Genomic DNA, 19,388 nt, shown 5'->3' with positions numbered 1-19,388 from the left:
CGACATAACATCTTTGATCAAGGATGGACACCATGACCAGATACACGCCCGAGATGCGTGACCGGGCTTTGAGGATGCTCAGCGAGGCCTGCCCGGAGCACCCGAATCTGATGACAGCGATCAGGCATGTCGCCGGGATGCTCGGGATGAGCCCGGAGACGCTTCGAATGTGGCAGCGCCGCTACGAAGTCGATGCTGGGACCAGGCCCGGTGTCACGACCGAGGCGGCGGCGGAGATCACGCGGTTGCAGCGGGAGGTCGCTGAGCTGAAGAAGGCGAACGAGATATTGAAGGCCGCGTCCGTGTTTTTCGCCAAGGAACTCGACCGCCCCTCGCCGAGATGATCCGGTTCGTTGACGAGCGACGGAACAGTTTCGGGGTCGAGTTCATCTGCCGTGTGATGCGGCAGACCGAGGTGGGGTTCCTCACCGCTCGCGGATACCGGGCCGCGAAAGCGCGCCCGGCGTCGGCCCGGCAGCTCCGCGACGACCTTCTCGTTCCTGAGGCCGCCAGGTTGCACCGTGAGAACTATGGCGTCTATGGGCGGCGGAAAATGCACGCCCTGATGCGCCGGCAGGGCTGGGACATCGGCCGGGACCAGACCGAAAGACTCATGCTCGCGGCCGGCGTTCGCGGGGTGAGACGCTCGAAGCGACTCTTCACGACGAAGGCCGACCCTCGTCAAGCATTGCCGCATGATCTCGTGAAGCGGCGCTTCACCGCGGAAGGACCGCGCAAGCTCTGGGTCGCGGACGTGACCTATGTCGCGACATGGAACGGGTTCGCTTATGTCGCGTTCGTCACCGACGTCTACTCGCGCAGGATCGTCGGCTGGAACGTCGCCTCGACGCTCAAGGCCGACATCCTCCCGCTCCGGGCCCTGGACATGGCGGCGTGGGCGGCCGACGGGAACCTCGACGGGCTGATCCATCACTCGGACCACGGCTCGAACTACGTGGCGCTGGTCTACACCGAGCGGATCGTCGAACTCGGCGCGACCCCGTCGACCGGGACCGTCGGCGACAGCTACGACAACGCCCTCGCGGAGGCCGTCAACGGGCTCTACAAGACCGAGCTGATTCGCCAGCGCGGTCCCTGGCGCACCGTCGAACAAGTCGAGCTGGCGACGCTCGAATACGTGTGGTGGTGGAACAACCAGCGCCTGCACTCCGAGCTGGACTACGCCACCCCGATCGAGGTCGAACAGGCGTACTACGCTGACCTCGAATCAGCCCAGCCGGCACCCGCCGGACCAGGCGCAACCTAGGAACTCAACCCAGGCCGATTCACCCGCATGGCCCCGATGGCTTAGTGGCTGGACTTTGATCTCGCCAAAAGCAGGATCAGAAATGTGACAAATCCAAGTCCGATTATTCCAATGACGGTTGCCGACGCCCAGCGGCCGTTTGTGCAGAAGCCGACAACACTAATGGCGGTTGACAACGCGATCACAGCACACAGGATCACATAACCGATTCGCCGTCGAGTGCTCAATTAGTATCCAATCGGGTAGCCCAAAAGGGCGTTATCGATGCCCCACGGGATTCCAGCTGCTACAGGGTTCGTAGCGATGCACTGGTCTACCACCGAGTCTGCATTACCGGGGAGGAATCCTGCAGTCGCGCCAATAGCTGCTGCGCCGCCGAATACGGCAACGGCGGGTGCGGCGGGACCCGTAGACGCGAGACCAACGCTCTCCGCTCCGACTCCTGCCAGGTTCGAATAATAATAAAGTTGAGCGGTTGAGCACCTTGACTGCCCAGTGGGGTCGAGTCCGTTGATGGGGTCGCCGCCGACGAAGACGTACCGGTTGGCGTTGGCGGGGTCGAGGGGTGCGTCGAGGGTGTCTTGTTGGGTCCAGGTACCGGTGACTGGGTTGTACCAGCGGAGCCCGAATTTGACGAGTCCTGAGGCGCGGTCTTGGATGCCGGAGTGGAACGAGTACGGGTTCTGTCCGACGCCGTTGCCTGACCCGTTGAGGGTGCCGACTCCGTAGGGGTCGAAGTTGCTGGTGACGGCGTTGGTGGAGAAGTCGGTGATGAGTCCGACGGGGTTGTCGAGTCCGTCGTAGACGTACAGGCAGGCGATGTCCGACGAGGTGGTCAGCATCGTGGCTTGCCCCGTGGTCGGGTCGGCGAACAGGTTGCCGGTGCTGTTGCCTCCACCTGTCACGGCGTTGTACTTCACGATCTCGGGCTGCCCGTTGCCGTCGTTGCCGCCGTAGGTGATGTTGTAGGTGTGATCGCCCGGAGTTGATTCCGACAGGACCGCGTTTTGCGCGGCTCCGGCGTAGGTGTAGCTGGTGACGACACCGGTCGCGGTGTTTTTCGCGGTGGTCATCTGCTCGGCGGCGTTGTACGTGTAGGTTGCCGTCGGTGTCGCGGTGAGGTTTCCGGCGGCGTCGTAGCTGTATCCGGCGGTCGTGATTTGGTTCGCGGCGTTGTAGGTGATGTCCGGCCCCCGTCGTTTGGTCCACTCGGTGAGTGGTCTCGACGGTTTTCAGGGCCCCGGACGGTGACCCTGTTTGGTCCAGTGTCAGTGTCGTAAGTCCCTCTCGCAACCCCTCTCATTCCGACGTCTTCGGATGCGCGAGAGCGTCGGCAGCGAACGCGGCCGGCGTTCTCATTCCGAGCGCCCGGTGCGGCCGGAACGTGTTGTAATCCTCCAGCCACCCGTTGATCACGACCCGCGCCTCCGTGATCGAATGAAAAGTCTCACCATTCAGCAGCTCGTCCCGCATCGACCCGTTGAATCTCTCCACATAACAGTTCTGATATGGGCTGGCCTTCGCGATGAACACCGGCTTCACGCCCTGCCCCGCCAGCCACTCCTTGACGCTGTCCGCGACGAACTCCCGCCCATTGTCCGACCGGATCATCTCCGGACGCCCATGCTGCTCGAACAGGCGTGCGAGGTGCGCGATGACTGCAGCGGATCCGATCGAACGTGCCACATGCGATCCCAGCGCGACCCGCGTGTATTCGTCGACAACGTTCAAGACCCTGAGCGGCCCGCCATCGACGAGTCGGACGCTGACGAAGTCGTACGACCAGATATGGATCGGCCGCAACGCCGGCAACGCCCAGGCGGAGTTCTCGCCCGTCCCACCGGCCTTCTGACCACGATTCACGCGTCGTGGCGGCACCCGCAGCTGCTCCAACTTCCACAACCGCTCGACGCGTTTCACGTTCACCGGCCACCCCTCCGCCAGCAGCAGCGCGTGCACCCGCCGATACCCGAACCGCGGATGCGCATCCGCGAGCCGGCGCATGTCCTTCACCAGCCGCTTCTCGAAGTCGCCCGGCACCGGCCGATACCGGTTCGTCGACCGCTGCTGACCCAGCAGCCGGCACGCGCGACGCTCGGAGACACCATGCTTGCGGACCAAAAACGCCACCGCCGCCCGCCGCGAGGACGGGCTCACCAGTTTCCCCGGTTCACCTCTTTCAACATCGAGATATCCAGAGCCTGCTCTGCGACGATCCGCTTCAACCGGGCGTTCTCCAGCTCCAACGCCTTCAACCGCTGCGCCTCGTCCTCTTTCAACGCCCCGTACTTCAACCGCCACCGGTAAAACGTCTGGTCCGAGACCTGCAGCTTTTTGCACAGCTGCGGGATCGTAAGCCCCTGAGCCTGGAGCTTCTCCGCCTCCCGCAACTTCGCGACAATCTGCTCCGCCGTGAACCTCTTAGCCGACGCCATCACGCGCCTCCACTCTCATCAGCACTCTCATTATCGAGAACACCCACACAAGAACTGGACCAAAAAACGGGGGGCCTGACAACATCGAAGACCGAAACCGGCCTAAATTTCAACGAGCCTCGACAGCGGGTCCACTCAGTCGGAATCAGATGCCTCGTGCCGAACGCCAGGCGCCGTCGTAGGCCTATGACGGATCGTCTCCGATGGCAGTTCGGAGAACCGTTTCGCGTAGGCGGCAGCGAATCGGCCCAGGTGCGTGAAGCCCCATCTGTTCGCCACGCCGGTAACGCTGAGGGTGTCTGGCGGCGCTGTCAAGAGATCCTCTCGGGCTTTCTCCAGCCGGATCCGCTGCAGGTACTTCATGGGAGTGGTGTCGAGGCCATTCCGGAACGCCAAGTGAAGGCTCCGTGCGCTCGTCGCCGCTTCTCGAGCTAGTTCGCTGATAGTCCAGGGATGGGCAGGGTCGTTCTGGACCAGGTCGATTGCGCGAGCGGCGTCCCTGTGGCCCGAGTTCGGCGCCGGCGCAGCAAGCGCGTCGGAGAAGTTGTGGGGCTGAGCGAAGAGGAGGAGATCGAGAACGACTCGTTCGAGGTGGCGGACTGACAGCGGATGGGTCAATAAACCGCTGTTTCGTCGGGACGCGTCATCGATGAGCCGCATCGTCTGAACGAGCGTCTGGCCACCGGCTGTATCCAGGCTCAGTTCCGTCTGGAAAACGAGGGGAGGGAGACCTTCCTTGTCGAGTAGCAGCTCCATCTCGCGCTGTAGAGTCGTGCTCGGAATCATGAGAGCGATCTGCGCGAATCCCTCCTCGCAATCCAAGTCGACGGGGCGGCCCGGCATAAAGACAGCGGCCGTGTTGTCTGTGCCGTAGACCTGCGGGCCGTGGACGGCGCCCATGACGGTCCGTGACTGAGTCGGGATGTCGACGTGATAGTTCTCGGGTTCAGCCGTGCGGATCCGGACGGCGTTCTGGAAGCTCATGAACCCGGCGGTGACGTGTCCGACAGACAGCGCGTTCAGGTGCATGCCGACTGTTGAGGTCGCTCCGGCGGATGGGAACTCCACAGGAAGGTAGACGCTCTTAAGGGCCTCTCGCGATTCGTCGACGCCAACGGTCGAAACGATCCTGTGGTCGGCAAACATTTCTGTGTCTGCACTCATAGATGCATTCTACGCGGGTGGATGCGGCCGCTACGGTCGCCACTTTCGGCACGATACGGCTTGGTCGCCGCAGGATGCGGATAGTGCGTGGACCCTGGTCTTTCTTACGGTGAGAGTTCGCCACAGCCGGGTGACGGGAAGATGGGCTGAGGTCCATCTCATCTTGCGGACTGCGGCATCGCCGTCGCGATTCACCACCGGAGACCCGATGATCAGGACCAGCCTCATTCCCGCCGCTCGTAGCGTGATGCGCCAGAGATACCGGTTTTTGTCGTCGCGAGCCGGCTTGGTGGCACGACCCGACGATTCGCCCGCGGTGAGTGTTCCGGCTCCGGTCAGCCACCGGATCCTGGTCGTAGGAAACGACTACGCCATCTCGTGGGGAGTGCGCCTGCACGCGCTCGCCCTGCCCGGCCAACTCGCCCGCGAGCTAGCGCTCCGGACGGGCTTTGGCGCCGACTTGGACGTCGTTGCGACCCCCGGAATGTCGATCGCCGATGCGCTGGTGTCTTTCGAAGGGCATGACCTCGGCGTCTATGACGCCGTGGTCGTGCTGACCGGGGTCGGAGACGCCTTTCAACTCATGCCGCTCCGCGTGTGGCGGCAACGCGTCGACCAGCTCACGTCTGCCCTCCTCGAGACCTCATCGCCCACGACGACGATCACCCTCGTGGGAATCCAGCCCGCGAGTTCGATCAACATCACGCGGACGAAGGAAAACGGCCTCGTCGATCGGTGGGCCGAAAGCTTGAACGAGATTACTCGGGCCACCCTTACGGGGCAGGACCGACTGCACTTCCTCCCAGCACCGGCCGCCCCGGAGAGCGTCCTCGACGATGTCGACCGACTGCGTTTCAAGAGCCCGGTCGTGTACAAAGCATGGGCGGTAAACCTGGCCCGGCACCTCGTTCCTCTTCTGGGCACGGCACACGACGCCCTCACGCCCGACGACCCGGGCCGCATGCAGATGACGGGCCCTCTCGCCCTTCGTAGGCGGCTCGCGGCACTCGAGGGCCTCGCCATCGTCGACAGTTCCCCGGAAGTTGGCTACACCTCCATCGTTCGCCGGGCACGTGACCTCTTCGGCACGGAAGGAGCGGTGTTCTCTCTCATCACCGACACACGCCAATGGAACAAAGCCAAGATCGGCTCCGCTTCCACCGAGGTTCCGATCGAGGAATCGTTCTGCGCAACAACAATCAAATCCAACGGAGCGTTCGTGGTGGAGGACGCCTGGAAGGATTCCCGGATCCGCTTCGACACCGAGATTCGCTTCTACGCCGGCTACCCGGTCAGCGCACCCGACGGCACCCCCATCGGCGCTCTCTGCGTCTTCGACGGCAAGCCCAGAGACGCTTCCACCCTCGAGACGACCTACTTACGAGAACTCGCGCTGATGATCACTGACCAGCTCGCACGCTAGATGTAGTCACGGGTGGATGACCACTGCGATGGGGGCAGCGAAGCGCCGGGGCCCGAGGCGGACCGGCAAACTCTGACTGTCAAAGCCCCAACGGGAGCAGCTTCAAGTCGGAGCCTCGCGTCTGGTATTGGATGCCTCGCGGGAAGAGGACCTGCTCGATGGCATTCACCATGCCGCCCACCAGTGCTGCGTCGTCTCCGAGGGAACTGTGAACGATGGACAGATTCCGTGTCGCCAGGGGCTGAGCCTGCTGGTACACGACGCTGCGGATCTGCGCGAGCATGTCCTCGGTCCTCTCGGTCACCGGTCCGCCGAGCACGACGCGCGCGGGGTTGTAGAAGTTGACGAGGTTTGCGACGACATCGCCGATCAGCAGAGCGGCGTCCCGCACCACGCTGGTCGCTCCGCCGTCGCCATCCATCAGGGCTTGCAAGAGGTCCGACGGCGTCGTCGGCTTACCTCGCGTCGTTCCGAAACGGGTGGCCATCCAATCGATCGATGCAACCTGGCTACGTGCCGCGCGGCGAGGTGGTACTGCGACTCGACCCGGTTGGGGTCGCCGGCCAGCGATGCCTGTGCCCTCGGACGTGCCAGAACCTGAAGATGGTCGAATCCTTGCCTGGTTGCAGGACGCCACCAACGGCCTTAGTGCAGATGGGCCGCGGAGCGCGTTCACAGCCGACACGTATTACTACGATGCAGAGTGGTGGGATTTTCCTCGCCCTAACCCGGGCGATGAGCGGTGAGAATGCTTCACCATGAGCGTTAGTGCACGTCAAAATTTCGTGCCTTGGTGGTCGGGAATAGCCGTGTAGTGACCAAGGCCCACACACATGTCGGGGTGTCAAATCCGTAGTCTCGTCCGGAGCCGTTCGGAGTACCGTGAGGTGTCCCATTTGCCGTGAGAGCGGGCGGGATTGCGGCGTTTGGTCGCTGGGGCCGTGCGTCGCCAACAGTCAGGGGTGATGTTATGGGCAAACTGGTTTACGACAGGGTGGCGTCGGTCGAGCTCGACGACCGCGTCTTGGCACATCTGCAAATCGTCATCGGCATCAAGTTGCGGCGCGGAGACTCGTTTTACTTCTCCTGGAAGGACGACCAGTCGGTCGGTGATGGACGCACGACGATTTGGCTGCATCCGGGCGTCGTTTTGCTCTATAAGTACTACGGGTCAAGGCCCCCTCGAATCAATCCGGCGTGGGTGCATGACCTGGAGTTGTCCGCAAACACCAACACGGGGCTCCAGATTGTGCCCGAACCCGAGCACGCACTTAGTGGACACCCGGCCTGATGAGTCGCATCGACATCGTGTACGACGGGCGCGCCTATAGCCTCGCCGGCGTCGACCTCGAGGAGCTCGAGGGCCGTATCCTCTCCGCGTCTAATGGCGGGCCTGCGGTCGGGTTGCGGGTGAACGAAGGTGAGGGGACCGTCAGGGGCGTCGACCTGCTCATCAACGCCAACACCGGAGTCAGCCTCGCTGCGATCTCAACCGATTGATTTCCTGGCCGAAGAACGAGTGGCTGAGGTGCCGGCCAGTAGCTACGGACGCGTGTCTTATTGCTGTGTGGTGAAGATCTTGTCCCGGCGACGTCCTGCCGCCAGCACTTCGGCCAGATTCGCACGAAGCTGATGACGCCGGCGGTGCACCAACGGGCCAAAGATCCGAGGGTCGGCGCACCGAGGAGTGCGGCCCGACTCCGACCAGAAGTCCGGCGGCGGCAGAAAGGCTCGCTCCGCGTGCGGAAAGGATCTGCCTGTCCAGGTATGTCCCCAGTTGAGGTAGTCGGAACCAGGCTGGCCGCACCACCCGCCGTGTGGACGGGTGGTGCGGTGGCCGGTTATGTATATGCGGGGTGGAGGACGACTTTCGTCCAGCCGTCGTCGCGGTTGTCGAAGTGCTCGTACGCCTCCGGCGCTTGCTCGAGTGGGAGCTCGTGGCTGACGACCTGCGATGGTGTGGCCTTGCCGCCGGCGATGAGGTCTCGGAGGGGCCGGTTGTATTTCTTGACGGGGCACTGCCCGCTACCTAACGCCTGGCCGCGGAACCAGAACTCGCCGAAGTCGAATGGGACGATGCCTTGTTTGGCGAGGTCGTCCACCCCACCGGGATCCTGCGGCACGTAGACGCCGACGACGCCGAGGGCGCCAGTGAATCGGACGGATTTCACCAGACGGTTCAGGGTCAGGTTGGGTTGTTCGGTTCCGTCGTGGTCGTGGGCCTGGTAGCCGACGCATTCGCAGCCGTTGTCCGCGCCCAGACCCATCGTCAGATCGAGGACGGCCTCGACCGGGTCGACGGTGGAGTCGTCGATTGGGATCGCGCCGATCTCCTCGATCTTCTTCAGCCGGTCAGGGTGACGGTCGACGACCATCACTTTCCCTGCTCCTTTGAGGATCGCCGAGTACGCGGCCATCCAGCCGACCGGTCCTGCGCCGTAGATGACTGTCTGATCCCCGGGGGAGACATGGGCGAGCTCGGTGGCGTGGTAGCCGGTGGGGAAGATGTCGGCGAGCATCACGTAGTCGGTCTGCTTTTCTTCGGCGTCCTCGCCGAGGCGGAGGCAGTTGAAATCCCCCCAGGGCACCCGGAGCAGCTCTGCCTGGCCTCCGGGCCAGGGTCCCATGTCGGCGAACCCGAACGCGGCACCGGCCCACGCTTTTTCGGGTTGAGCCGTGAGGCAGTAGTTCGTGAGGCCTCGTTCGCAGTTCTTGCAGTGCCCGCAGGCGACGTTGAAGGGCAGGACGACCCAGTCGCCGACGGCGATCTTGTCGACACCGGGCCCGACCTCGACGACGTGGCCGAGGTTCTCGTGGCCGAACCAGCGTCCGGTCTCGAAGTCGGTTCGTCCTTCGTACATGTGGAGGTCGGATCCGCAGATGTTGGTGCTGGTGATGCGGACTAACACGTCGGTGGGTTTTTCGATGCGGGCATCCGGAACGTCGGTGACGGTGACGCTTTTCGGGCCCTCGTAGACAACTGCTTTCATGATCATGCCTTTCCAGAAGTGGTGACTGGGAGACGGTGGGTCGTGTTCTTACGACCCCGGTTGGAAGACGGCACGAACGCAGCCGTCCTCCTTGTTCTTGAACATCTGGTACCCCTCGGGCCCCTGCGAGAGAGGCAGGACGTGGGTGGCGAGGTGTTCGGTGCTGATGTCTCCGGCTGCGATGCGGTCGAGGATCATCGGGATGTAGCGGTGCCCGTGCTGTTGGGCGCCGCGGAACATGAGGCCTTTGTTCATGATGGCGCCAAGGGGGAACTTGTCCACCAGGCCGCCGAAGACACCGAGGTCGAAGACACTCCCGCCTTTCCGGCAGGCGTAGATCGCCTCCCGAAGAGCAGTCGGCCGATCTGTCTGCACGCGCAGCTGCTGCTTGACCTGGTCGTACCAGTACTGCGGCCCCGTACCGTGCGCCTCCATCCCGACCGCCTCGATACAGACGTCGGGCCCACGGCCGCCGGTCCGCTCCTTCAACTCGGCAAGGATCTCGTCCTTCGTATAGTCGAGGGTCTCGGCACCGATGAACTCGCGGACCTGCTGCAGGCGCTCGGGGAACCGATCGATGACAAACACGCGCTCCGCTCCGAGGAGCATCGCGGCGCGGGCCGCCATCTGCCCGACGCCGCCGGCACCCCACACGGCCACGGTGTCGCCGGGGGTGATCCCGGCGAGGTCGGCACCGGTCCAACCTGTCGGGGCCGCATCGGAGGCGAACAGGGCGGCACGGTCGGAGACGCCGTCGGGGACGGAGAAGGCGCCGTAATCGCCGTAGGGCACCCGGATGTATTCGGCGTGGCTGCCCGCGAACCCGCCAAGGGCGTGGCTGTAGGCGAAGCAGCCCCCGATCGGAGAACCCCAGAGGGTCTCGGTCAACGCGGGGTTGGGGTTGCCGTTATCGCACAGCGAATACAGCTCATGGGTGCAGTACCAGCACCGCCCGCACGCGATGAACGAACACACCACGACACGGTCGCCGACCCTGTGCTTTTTCACAGCCGAGCCCACCTCCACGATCTCGCCCATGAACTCGTGCCCGAGAACATCCCCGGCTCGCATGGTGGGGATGTAGCCGCCTAGAAGGTGCAGGTCGGACCCGCACGTCGTACTGAGGTGCACCTTGACGATGACATCCTGCTCGTTCAGGATCCTTGGGTCGTCGACGGTCTCGACATTGGTTTTGTTAATGCCCGTCCAGCAGAGCGCCTTCACAGCAGTCCCTCCTTATCGGCTTGTTCCGTCGTCTTGTCGACGAGGAACCCCGCCGGTGCCGCCTTCCGGTGCCCGTGCGGTGTCGGATCGACTCGCAGGACTTCGCCGGCTTCGAAAATCTGCTTGGTTCGCCGCAGCGCCACGCGCAGCTCCCGTGCTGTCTCTTGCGTGTAGGTGGCCGACCGCGCAGGCCCTCGCGATCGCGCGCGCAGCTCGGTGCCCTTGTCACCAGGTGCCGGGCGAACTTCCACCTCGACGGCATCCCCCAAATCTGCAAGGGCACCAGGTGGTCGATGGCCCGGCATCACCTCGTCTGAGGCTCCCAGGATCGTCACTGACTGCCATCGGGATCGTGGGTCTCGCAGCCGACCGGCCCCCTGTTCAGGAAGGCGGCCGCTCCTTCGAAAGACGAGGATGGCTCCTACACCGGCGACCATGGCCGCCCCAATAATGCGGCCGCGCATTAGTCAGGCCTCTTCGCTAACGGGCCTGGGCGAGACGCCCGGTAAAACCGGTTGAGACCAGGAGAAACTGGGGACAAGCCCGTAGGGGCTCCGGCCTCACAAGGTGCCTTCTGAACAACGAATGCCATCACAACCACCTCGATTCGCATCAACGGAGAACAACAGGATGGGAAAGGGACACGGGACCCAGACCTAGCCTCGTTCTCCCGCTCCTTTTCCTCTCACGAATGTGCGCCGCGCGGCGGAGGACGTCAACGTCGAAAAGATCGGGGTTGACAACCACGTCGCGGAGGTGGATCAGGCGTTCATGCATCTCGAGGAGATCACGAGACGCGACGGTCCCAAGCCGCCGCCAGGGGACGAAGCCATAGGGGAGACAGGAGCGAGGGGTGGTGAGGTCCCTCGCCCCTCTTCCCACGGCCTTGAATCGGACCTGGGGTGCCACCCATCATGCAGTCAATCTGTTCCAGCCAGGGGAAGGTGCTACTTGAGGTGAACCAAAGTCGACGGTGTGATGCGTTTGGTGTCTATCTGCTACGTTCTGTGTCCAGCCAGCCGCTGGTGGCCTCACGCGGGCTGGTGTCGGTGGTTCCTGATTCACCACCGGAGTCCAGCCCGCGCAGCCACGCAGATTGGGTCCGGATCGTGAGGCGGTTCCCTATTTTGTCAGGGCATCTCGGGGTGATTCTGCGTAGGTGCCTCGGTAGAGGTTGCTGAACCGTGTGACGTTCGAAAAGCCCCAGCGGTGAGCGACGTCAGTCACCGTCGTGGTTCGAGGGTCTGCCGCCCGGAGTTCGTGGTGCGCTTGGGCGAGACGAACCGTTCGTAGGTATTCCAGGGGGGTAATGCCAGCAGCGCGGCGGAAGGCGCCTTGGAGCCCTCGGACACTCAGACGAGCTGCCTCGGCAATCTCTTCCACCCCAATGGGGTTGTGGGCGTTGTCGTCCATGTAGCGCATCGCGCGCCGGACAGCGCTTGGCAGAGACAGACCGTCGTGCAGGCTGGGACGCGTGCTGATGCTCTCGATGCCGAAGGCGGCGATCGCCGTAGCGAACAGCAAGTCGGTGGATGCCCGGCGTATCAGGACGTTGTCGAGCAACTCCGGGGTGGAGAACACTCCGAGCGTGTGTTCAACCGCCTTCTTCCAATGTCGACCCATCTCGCGGCTCACGGGCGCCGCCGAACCAACACGGAGCGCACAACCACCGGTATCGTCTCCCCAAAAGGAAGTCAGAGCGGGAAGGGCCAAGTTGACGATGGTCAACCGATGGTGATCCGACACCGATCGTGCAGTCCCAGGCTCTAAGAGAAAAGGCTGCCGCACGTCAACGGGAACCCCGTGGCAGGTCGCCTGGTAATTGCCACCCGAACAGATTCCAACGGCGAATAGGCCATCAACATCGATGGTCAGATCTGTGGGGGAGGTGACACTGAATCTACCGATGGCTGCTCGGTCGTCTCCCTGGATCCGCTGGCGGTATTGGAAGGGCTCAGCCGTGGATCGGAATCGGACCTTGCTGTAGATGCGGCCGATGGCTTCCTCGGCCTCGCCAACATCTCTTGTTTGACGAGCAGAATCGACTAACACCTCATGCACCTCGCTTCTAATTCAGAGCGACACTATCGATCGGCGAGGCACCCGGCGCACCGAGGGCATGAGAGCCGCTCCCTGACCGTCACGAGCCGTCCGTTAGATCTAACGTCGTCCTAACAAGGCCAACACGGAGATTGTCTTGTGGTCGACCGGCAAAAGTGGGTTCGCGGCCAGCCGCAGGGCCCCATAGAAAGAATGTCGCTCGGGACTGCTGACGATTTAGTTGACTCTTCTTGTTTGGGGTTTTCAGGCCGCGTGAGCGGCCTGTGAGTTGATTATCTCGAACTCGATCGGGGTGAGCCTGCCGAGTCGTCGTTGTCGTCTTCTGCGGTGGTAGGTCCGCTCGATCCAGGACACGATGGCGAGTCGCAGTTCCTACCTTGAACGCCACCGTTGACGGTTCAGGACGTTCTTCTGCAAGAGCGAGAAGAACGACTCCATCGCGGCGTCGTCGGCGCATGCGCCGACCCTGCCCATCGAACCGGCGATCCCGAAGTCTTTCAGCTGCTCAACGAACTTCCTTGACCGAAATTGGGCGAGTTCAACTGGTCGATGCAACACCGCGTTGTTGCATCGACCAGTTGAACTCGCCCAGTTCACCTCGTGGGCCTTCACCAACAAGATTCGCGAATCCGGACTAATGCCCTCCTTCGGCACCGTCGGCCACTGCTACGACAATTCGATGATGGAGTCCATCTGGTCGAGCATGCCGAGCGAGCTGCTGAACCGGAAGAAATGTCGCACCCGAATCGATCTCGCGAACGCCATCTTCGAGTACATCGAGATCTCTTACAAACGCCAGCGACGCCACTCGAAACTCGGATACATCAACCCGATCGAGCACGAGCTTTGCTTCGACAAAACCCTAATCACCGCCTGATCTTCAGACCGGAACGGGTAACCGAGCTGTAGGGCACGTCAACGAGTCAACTAAATCGACAGCATTCCCATCTGGCTCAAGTAGGTGTCAGGAGACGGGAGTTTTCGCCGGTCGTGTGCGCCAGCGCGGATCGCGCGGATTTGATGGCGGTGCGTTTGGCGGGGATCGACATTCTTCGTGCTGAGAGACCACCATTTTCGTTTTGGACGTACAATCTTGTTGTCGGGGTGGTAACCCGGCATGTCGACGAGACGCGGCGAATCTCTTTAGCCCTCTGATCCGGGCTGGTGGGGTCACGTGCTGACCCCGGCAGCGCGCCCCGACATGAGATCCGCGTCGGGGCGCGCCTTCGGCGGGTCAATCGTTTCGTGACGTTCCCCGTCGGGCGTGCCTGGTCGGGCCATCGGTATTCGCTATCGTGGGATCGATCAGCCGTCTGCAGAGTCGGCACGTGACGTGGTGAGGAGACGCCGCTCGAATGAGACCGCCCGCGCCTACCAAGTCTCTGCCCCGCACGGCTCAGCGAGAACGCCGGGAACACAGGAGTTGACATGTCCTCTCCCTCACGTTTCCCGGCCGATGCCTGGGTGCGGTCGGCCGTCGTTGCGTTGAGGGTAGCGAGTCTTTCACCAGCACGGCCAGGATCGAGAAGAGGCGCCAGGGCCGAAGCGGCCCGTAGCGCGGTGCGCGAAGCCGCGCGGGCTGATCGCTACCATCGACGCGTGGAATCGAAAACCGCCGCAATTCTTCGCACGCTGCGCGCCGAGATCGTGTCGGGGGAGCTGCTGGGTGGAACGCGTCTCAAAGAGGACGTCATTGCCGCCCGTTTCGGCGTGTCGAGGGTTCCCGTGCGGGAAGCCCTGCGGCAGCTCGAGTCGGAGGGCTTCGCCCTGGCCGAGAAGTACCGGGGCGTGACCGTCGCCGAAGCGTCGGCCGAGTCGGTCATCGAGCTGATGCAGATCCGCCGGCAGCTCGAGGGCCTGGCCGCTCGTCTGGCGGCCAAGCGTCGTGGCGGCGAGTCGTCCGCCGACCTCAAAGTGGTCGTCGAGCTGGCTCGCGAGTCGAAGCCCCCGGTCGAACCCCTCATCGAGTTCCATCACCTCGTGGCCGGCGCCTCCGGAAACCGCCAACTTGAATCCATGATCGAGCGGGTCATCCAACAGACCGCCTGGGCTTTCGAGCGGCAGACCCAGGATGCGCTCAGCGCCAGCCTCGAGGACCACGCCGCTATCGCTGCGGCGATCCTCCGCGGCTCGGAGGTGCAGGCTTCCGTCTTCATGGACGAGCACCTGAGCAAGGACGAGGAGTCGCTTCGGGCGGGTCAGGCACTCTCCTCGTAGTCCGATTCTCGTATACGACCCTGAGCCCCACGCGACACATCTTTCGAGAAATGCCCGGAAATCGGGGAATTTCGGGCCCCGAAACAAAGCGTATTGAGCCTGTAACCCGCCAGAAACACCAGGTCGTATACAAAAGAGTGTCCCCGCGGTGCATACTGATCAGGACGATCGGGTGCGACCGTCACACCTCTTTTCCGCTGGAGTTACTCATGACTGCTGTAACCAGCTCCACCGCACCCACGACTTCCCCCGCCGCGACGCCCCGCAACGGCGTCGCGACCGCCCTCGACTCGATCGGGTTCACGCGCGCACAGTTCGCCGTCCTCATGCTGATCCTCGCAGGCGAGTTCTTCGACACTCTCGAGCAGAACTCGGTCGGCGCCATGGCGACCAACATCAAGGCGTCCCTGCAGATCGGCGACGTGCAGCTGACCACGATCAACACGGCCACCGTGATCGGTGGTCTCGTCGGCCGTTTCCTGGCCGGCTGGCTGGCCGACCGCTACGGCCGACGCTTCTCGCTGAGCCTGAACCTGCTCGTCTACACGCTCGGCGGCATCCTGAGCGCTCTCGCCTTCAACTACGACGTGCTGCTCGTGAGCCGCTTCATCGTCGGTGTCGGCGTCGGCGGCGAGTTCATGATCGGCATCGCGATGCTCTCGGAGATGGTCGCGACCAAGTTCCGCGGCGGCCTCATCGCCACGATCAACGTGGGAGCCGGCGGCATCGGCAACTTCATCTCGTACGGGCTGTTCCTGCTCCTGCTCGGCCCGTTGGCCGTGCCGCTGGGTGGCGACCACGTCGTGTGGCGCTGGACGTTCGTGCTCCTGGCTCTGCCGGCTCTGATCGTGGTCTTCTACCGCCGCCGGCTGCCCGAGACGCCCCGGTGGCTGCTCTCGAAGGGGCGCGTCGCCGAGGCGAACCGCTCGCTGGCGATCCTGGCCTCGTCGTCGCTTCGCCCGGCCGCCGACGTGAAGTCGCCGATCGAGCTCACCGAGGCCGACCTCCCGCCCGTGGCCCTGCACTCGTCACCCGCCGCCGTCTTCCACAAGAGCGTTCTGCGCCGCACGATCTCGATCGGCATCGCCTCGTGGATGGCGTTCGGTGCGCAGGTGACGCTGAACTTCCTGATGCCGACGCTGCTGGTCGAGCGCGGCTACACCGTCTCGCAGAGCCTGCTCTACACGATGATCATGAACATCGGCTCGCTGCTCGGCTGCACCCTGGCCGCCCTCATCGCCAACAGCGTCGGGCGTCGCGTGACCGTTACCACCGCCGGGATCCTGGGCTGCCTCACCGCGCTCGCATTCGCCGGATTCGGCAACAGCACCGGCATGATCCTGGTGCTCGGCGCCCTGTTCCAGTTCTTCACCATGGTGACCAACACGACACTGGCCGCCTGGACGGCCGAGGTCTACCCTACGGCGATCCGCGCCTCAGGCGCCTCCATCGTCAACGGCATCGGCAACATCGCCGGCGCGGTCATGCCGTACCTCGCTGTCGCCCTCTTCGGAGCGTTCGCCTTCGCGGGAGTCTTCGGCCTCGCCGCCGTGATGTACGCGATCCTCGTGATCGCCTCGCGCTTCGCCCCCGAGGCCCGCGGCCGCACTCTCGAGCAGGTCAACGAGAACGAGCTGACCACGGCCACCCACTGAACACCACGGCGGGGCCGGACACTCCGGCCCCGCCCGCACCACAGGGCTTCGGCCCGCATTCGATACGGAGGAACACATGGACACCCTGAAGATCTCGGCCACCGCCAACGGCCTGAACTACCTGCCCGAGTACGTCGCGACCGTCGGCAGCATCTTCACCGACCGCGGCCTCGCCGTGACGGCCAAAGCCTGCGACCCGTGGACCGGCGTGCTGGACGACATCGAGTCGGGTGAGGCCGATCTCGCCCTCGGCGGCCTGTGGGTTCCCGCCCTCTACGCCGGAGCACCCCGCAAACTGTCGGTCGTCGGGCAGCTGAACCACGCCTTCCCGATGGCGATCGTGTCGCGCACGGAGACGTCCCCGATCACCCTCGACCAGCTCGCCGGCAAGGTCGTGCTCTCGCCCGGCGCCGGCGGCAGCGCCCCCTACGAATTCACCGCTGGCCTCATCCGCGAAGCCGGGCTCAGCCCCGCCGACACCTCGTGGATGCGTGACCTCTCGACGTCGATGATGATCGAGCTCTACAAAGCCGGCACCGGCGACGCGATCGTGCTCGACCTCGTCAGCGCCAACGAGGTCGTCGCTGACGGCTTCGGCACCATCGTGTTCCGTCACCTGAGCGCCGGCCTCATGCCCAACAGCGTCTACTACACCGAGTCGCACCGGGTCGCCGATCTCGGCGACCGCGTCGAGCGGTTCATGGATGGCATCGCGGAAGCCATGGTCGCGATCACCTCCGGCTCGGTCGACGCGGAGATCGACGCCGTGCTCGCCGAGCGCTGGCCGACGAAAGACCACGGCCTGCTGCGCGAAGCCATCGCCGAGATGATCGCCGGCAACGTGTGGGGCTCGGCGACCATCGACCGCGACGCATCGGATCGCTGGATGCGGATCCTGCACGAGGTCGGCCTCACCACCCACCAGCCGTCGCTCGAAGAGCTCCTCGGCGAGCAGCCGGTCAGCGTCTCCGCGTGACCCTCGTCCTCGGCGCCGCCGACATCGCGCGCCTCCTCCCCCTGGTCGACGTGGTCGCCGCCGTCGAGGCGATCCACCGCGACCTCGGCACCGGCGCTATGGAGCAGCTCGCGCCCGCCGCGATGACCGGCGGCGACGACGGCGTCTTCCTGCCGATGACCGCCCGGTCGGATCGGCTCGGACTCGTGGCGGTGAAGCTCATGGCCGACATCCCCTCCAACGCCTCGAGAGGACTGCCGAGCCAGCGTTCGACGCTCGTCGTGTCGTCGTCACGGACGGGCGAATGTCTCGCCGTCCTCGACGGCGGCGGCATCACCCGCGCGAGGACGGCCGCCACGTCGGTCGTGGCGACGACTCATCTCGCGAATCCCGGCGGACACACCCTCGGCCTCATCGGCGCGGGCAACCTCGCCGTCGAGCACGTGCGCGCCTTCGCAGCGGCGACCCCGTTCGACCGCGTCGTCGTCTGGTCGCGTTCGAGCGACACCGTCGACCGCTTCCTGCGGGAACTCGGCTCCCAGCTGCCCGGTGCCTGCGTCATCGCATCGTCGCCGAAGGAGGTCGCCCACGAGGCCGACGTGCTCTGCACCCTCACCCCGTCCGTCGATCCGGTCGTGCTGGGCGAGTGGCTGCACGACGGCCAGCACGTCAACGCGGTGGGCGCCCGGCCCCGCGCCACACACCGCGAGCTCGACGGAGCCGCGATGGCTCGCGGCACGCTCGTCGTCGACAGCCGCCCCACGGCGTTCTCGAAGTCCGGCGACCTCGTGCAGGCGATCGCCGACGGCGCCCTCGCCGCCGACGTCGCGCCGGCCGAACTGGGCGAGGTCGTCGCGGGAACAGCGATCGGTCGCACGTCGTCCTCCGACATCACAGTGTTCGACTCCACCGGCATCGCGGCGCAGGATCTGGCAGTCGCCGCTGTCGTCATCGAGCTCGCCCGCCAGGGTGGCCTCGGGGCCGAGCACCGCCTCTCGGCAGCCGACCTGCTGACCGGTGTCGAGCATCCTGCGTCATCGCTGCTCGGGGTGATGTCGTCGTGATCCGCATCGCCGTCGTCAACTGCAACACCACCGCGTCGATGACCGAGACCGCGGCAGCCCGAGCGCGCCTCGTCGTCGGCCCGGACGTCGAGATCGTGCCGGTGACGCCGTCGTGGGGCGTCGCATCGGCCGAAGGCTGGTACGACAGCTTCCTCAGCGCCGCCGCAGTGCTCCAAACGCTCGAGGGGCTGGACGGAACGGTCGACGGCGTCGTCATGGCCGGGTTCGGCGAACACGGCCGCGAGGGCGCCCGCGAGATCCTGTCGGTTCCGGTGATCGACATCACCGAAGCAGCGGCCCACTTCGCCATGCCCCTCGGCCGTCGGTATGGGGTCGTCACCACCGTGCGGAGAGCCGTCGGGCAGATCGAGGACAGTCTCACGACCGCCGGGCTCATCGATCGATGCGCCGCGATCATCGACACCGGACTCGGTGTGCTCGAGCTCGACGACGACCCTTTCGCCACCGCGGAGGCCTTCGTCGCGGCCGGACAGCGCGCCATCGCCGCGGGAGCCGAGGTCATCTGCCTCGGATGCGCCGGCATGGCAGGGCTCGAGGAGCACGTCCGCGATCGACTCCCCGTGCCGGTCGTCGACGGCGTCGCCGCGGCGACTGCGATGGTCGAGGCTCTGATTCGCCAAGGGCTCACGACGAGCAAGATCGACTCATTCGCCGCGCCCCTGCCCAAGCGGCGCAGCTGGCCGACGTTCGCGTGAGGGTTCCCTCTTCCTTGGACGCACGTGTCGTTTCTCATCAATCGGCGAAGCTGTTTGTTCGAGCTTTCTTAGGGGAGTGAAGTCGCAGCCACGCCAGCGGTCGCGCGTTGAGTGAGAGGTATTTTGTGGTCTCGTTTGTCGCGTCTCGGTTTCGGCAAAGCGCGCGATGCGCGTCTCGGGGGCGAGCTGGCAAACTTCTCGGGGTAATCGCAAGGCG

General features: G+C 64.5%; 18 protein-coding genes and 2 pseudogenes. 10 read left to right on the top strand and 10 right to left on the bottom strand.

Features of this window, described 5'->3' with window-relative positions:
* The first annotated feature begins 23 nt into the window (after positions 1-23).
* A protein-coding gene (locus C8E83_RS09455; protein WP_425454761.1) for an IS3 family transposase occupies positions 24-1,267 on the top strand; the annotation gives its coding sequence in 2 pieces (ribosomal slippage) (positions 24-315 and positions 315-1,267; 1,245 coding nt in all).
* Between the two features lie 227 nt (positions 1,268-1,494).
* Here C8E83_RS09455 and C8E83_RS09450 read toward each other — a convergent pair.
* From C8E83_RS09450 to C8E83_RS09435, 4 genes are all read right to left on the bottom strand, one after another.
* Positions 1,495-2,340, bottom strand: coding sequence for an RHS repeat-associated core domain-containing protein (locus C8E83_RS09450; RefSeq protein ID WP_121369657.1), 846 nt, complete (start codon positions 2,338-2,340; stop codon positions 1,495-1,497).
* A gap of 226 nt (positions 2,341-2,566) precedes the next feature.
* Entirely contained in the window at positions 2,567-3,424 is an 858-nt protein-coding gene (locus tag C8E83_RS09445) for an IS3 family transposase (protein WP_170159896.1), read from the bottom strand.
* Positions 3,421-3,702, bottom strand: coding sequence for a transposase (locus C8E83_RS09440; protein WP_121369656.1), 282 nt, complete (start codon positions 3,700-3,702; stop codon positions 3,421-3,423). The genes C8E83_RS09445 and C8E83_RS09440 overlap by 4 nt, the downstream gene beginning before the upstream one ends.
* A gap of 135 nt (positions 3,703-3,837) precedes the next feature.
* Complete coding sequence (locus C8E83_RS09435) at positions 3,838-4,866, bottom strand: AraC family transcriptional regulator (protein ID WP_121369655.1); 1,029 nt, start codon at positions 4,864-4,866, stop codon at positions 3,838-3,840.
* 289 nt (positions 4,867-5,155) lie between these two features.
* Here C8E83_RS09435 and C8E83_RS09430 point away from each other — a divergent pair, with 289 nt between their 5' ends.
* Positions 5,156-6,289, top strand: coding sequence for a GAF domain-containing protein (locus C8E83_RS09430; protein WP_170159895.1), 1,134 nt, complete (start codon positions 5,156-5,158; stop codon positions 6,287-6,289).
* A 79-nt stretch (positions 6,290-6,368) separates the two neighbouring features.
* On the opposite strand, the gene C8E83_RS09425 is transcribed toward C8E83_RS09430, so the two are convergent.
* Entirely contained in the window at positions 6,369-6,776 is a 408-nt protein-coding gene (locus C8E83_RS09425; protein WP_121369653.1) for an ROK family protein, read from the bottom strand.
* A 483-nt stretch (positions 6,777-7,259) separates the two neighbouring features.
* On the opposite strand from C8E83_RS09425, the gene C8E83_RS09420 reads away from it, so the two are divergent.
* Positions 7,260-7,580 carry a DUF7882 family protein gene (locus tag C8E83_RS09420; RefSeq protein ID WP_121369652.1) on the top strand — a complete coding sequence of 107 codons (321 nt, stop codon included), beginning with the start codon at positions 7,260-7,262 and terminating at the stop codon, positions 7,578-7,580.
* Positions 7,580-7,789 (top strand): hypothetical protein, encoded by a 210-nt coding sequence (locus C8E83_RS09415; RefSeq protein ID WP_121369651.1) that lies wholly within the window; start codon positions 7,580-7,582, stop codon positions 7,787-7,789. Before C8E83_RS09420 ends, C8E83_RS09415 begins: the two co-directional genes overlap by 1 nt.
* Before the next feature lie 341 nt (positions 7,790-8,130).
* Here the strand turns inward: C8E83_RS09415 and C8E83_RS09410 are convergent, their stop codons facing one another.
* The 5 genes and pseudogenes from C8E83_RS09410 to C8E83_RS19755 form a co-directional block, all read right to left on the bottom strand.
* Positions 8,131-9,279 (bottom strand): glutathione-independent formaldehyde dehydrogenase, encoded by a 1,149-nt coding sequence (locus tag C8E83_RS09410; protein WP_121371839.1) that lies wholly within the window; start codon positions 9,277-9,279, stop codon positions 8,131-8,133.
* A 48-nt stretch (positions 9,280-9,327) separates the two neighbouring features.
* A complete protein-coding gene (locus C8E83_RS09405; RefSeq protein ID WP_121369650.1) occupies positions 9,328-10,503 on the bottom strand; it encodes a zinc-dependent alcohol dehydrogenase in 1,176 nt (391 codons plus the stop codon).
* Positions 10,500-10,838 (bottom strand): hypothetical protein, encoded by a 339-nt coding sequence (locus C8E83_RS19210; RefSeq protein WP_147430136.1) that lies wholly within the window; start codon positions 10,836-10,838, stop codon positions 10,500-10,502. Before C8E83_RS19210 ends, C8E83_RS09405 begins: the two co-directional genes overlap by 4 nt.
* Positions 10,839-11,625: 787 nt before the next feature.
* Positions 11,626-12,138: a helix-turn-helix transcriptional regulator gene (locus tag C8E83_RS09400; protein ID WP_211331681.1), complete on the bottom strand. Its 513-nt coding sequence runs from the start codon at positions 12,136-12,138 to the stop codon at positions 11,626-11,628.
* Between the two features lie 669 nt (positions 12,139-12,807).
* Positions 12,808-13,098: pseudogene (locus C8E83_RS19755) on the bottom strand (integrase core domain-containing protein); the annotation flags it as partial.
* 55 nt (positions 13,099-13,153) lie between these two features.
* Between C8E83_RS19755 and C8E83_RS09390 the strand changes: the two are divergent.
* From C8E83_RS09390 to C8E83_RS09365, 6 genes and pseudogenes are all read left to right on the top strand, one after another.
* Positions 13,154-13,441 (top strand): annotated as a pseudogene (locus C8E83_RS09390) (integrase core domain-containing protein); the annotation flags it as partial.
* 722 nt (positions 13,442-14,163) lie between these two features.
* Positions 14,164-14,781 (top strand): GntR family transcriptional regulator, encoded by a 618-nt coding sequence (locus tag C8E83_RS09385; protein WP_170159894.1) that lies wholly within the window; start codon positions 14,164-14,166, stop codon positions 14,779-14,781.
* A gap of 209 nt (positions 14,782-14,990) precedes the next feature.
* Positions 14,991-16,436: an MFS transporter gene (locus C8E83_RS09380; protein WP_245981557.1), complete on the top strand. Its 1,446-nt coding sequence runs from the start codon at positions 14,991-14,993 to the stop codon at positions 16,434-16,436.
* Between the two features lie 76 nt (positions 16,437-16,512).
* Positions 16,513-17,412: an ABC transporter substrate-binding protein gene (locus C8E83_RS09375; RefSeq protein ID WP_121369644.1), complete on the top strand. Its 900-nt coding sequence runs from the start codon at positions 16,513-16,515 to the stop codon at positions 17,410-17,412.
* Positions 17,409-18,455: an ornithine cyclodeaminase family protein gene (locus C8E83_RS09370; RefSeq protein ID WP_121369642.1), complete on the top strand. Its 1,047-nt coding sequence runs from the start codon at positions 17,409-17,411 to the stop codon at positions 18,453-18,455. Before C8E83_RS09375 ends, C8E83_RS09370 begins: the two co-directional genes overlap by 4 nt.
* Positions 18,452-19,171, top strand: a complete 720-nt coding sequence (locus C8E83_RS09365) for an aspartate/glutamate racemase family protein (RefSeq protein ID WP_342768915.1) — start codon at positions 18,452-18,454, stop codon at positions 19,169-19,171. The genes C8E83_RS09370 and C8E83_RS09365 overlap by 4 nt, the downstream gene beginning before the upstream one ends.
* The last annotated feature ends 217 nt before the right edge of the window (positions 19,172-19,388 follow it).

It is taken from the genome of Frondihabitans australicus (assembly GCF_003634555.1).
GTDB classification, from domain to species: domain Bacteria; phylum Actinomycetota; class Actinomycetes; order Actinomycetales; family Microbacteriaceae; genus Frondihabitans; species Frondihabitans australicus.
Note: the sequence above shows the minus strand (reverse complement) of the source record. Positions and strands in the feature narration are given on the sequence as shown.

What these genes read in the sequence shown, in the direction of transcription:
- C8E83_RS09375 (WP_121369644.1), top strand. Translation starts at nt 16,513, where the DNA reads ATGGACACCCTGAAGATCTCGGCCACCGCCAACGGCCTGAACTACCTG.
- C8E83_RS09435 (WP_121369655.1), bottom strand. Translation starts at nt 4,866, where the DNA reads ATGAGTGCAGACACAGAAATGTTTGCCGACCACAGGATCGTTTCGACC.
- C8E83_RS09415 (WP_121369651.1), top strand. Translation starts at nt 7,580, where the DNA reads ATGAGTCGCATCGACATCGTGTACGACGGGCGCGCCTATAGCCTCGCC.
- C8E83_RS09440 (WP_121369656.1), bottom strand. Translation starts at nt 3,702, where the DNA reads ATGGCGTCGGCTAAGAGGTTCACGGCGGAGCAGATTGTCGCGAAGTTG.
- C8E83_RS09410 (WP_121371839.1), bottom strand. Translation starts at nt 9,279, where the DNA reads ATGAAAGCAGTTGTCTACGAGGGCCCGAAAAGCGTCACCGTCACCGAC.
- C8E83_RS09425 (WP_121369653.1), bottom strand. Translation starts at nt 6,776, where the DNA reads ATGGCCACCCGTTTCGGAACGACGCGAGGTAAGCCGACGACGCCGTCG.
- C8E83_RS09450 (WP_121369657.1), bottom strand. Translation starts at nt 2,340, where the DNA reads ATGACCACCGCGAAAAACACCGCGACCGGTGTCGTCACCAGCTACACC.
- C8E83_RS09420 (WP_121369652.1), top strand. Translation starts at nt 7,260, where the DNA reads ATGGGCAAACTGGTTTACGACAGGGTGGCGTCGGTCGAGCTCGACGAC.
- C8E83_RS09380 (WP_245981557.1), top strand. Translation starts at nt 14,991, where the DNA reads ATGACTGCTGTAACCAGCTCCACCGCACCCACGACTTCCCCCGCCGCG.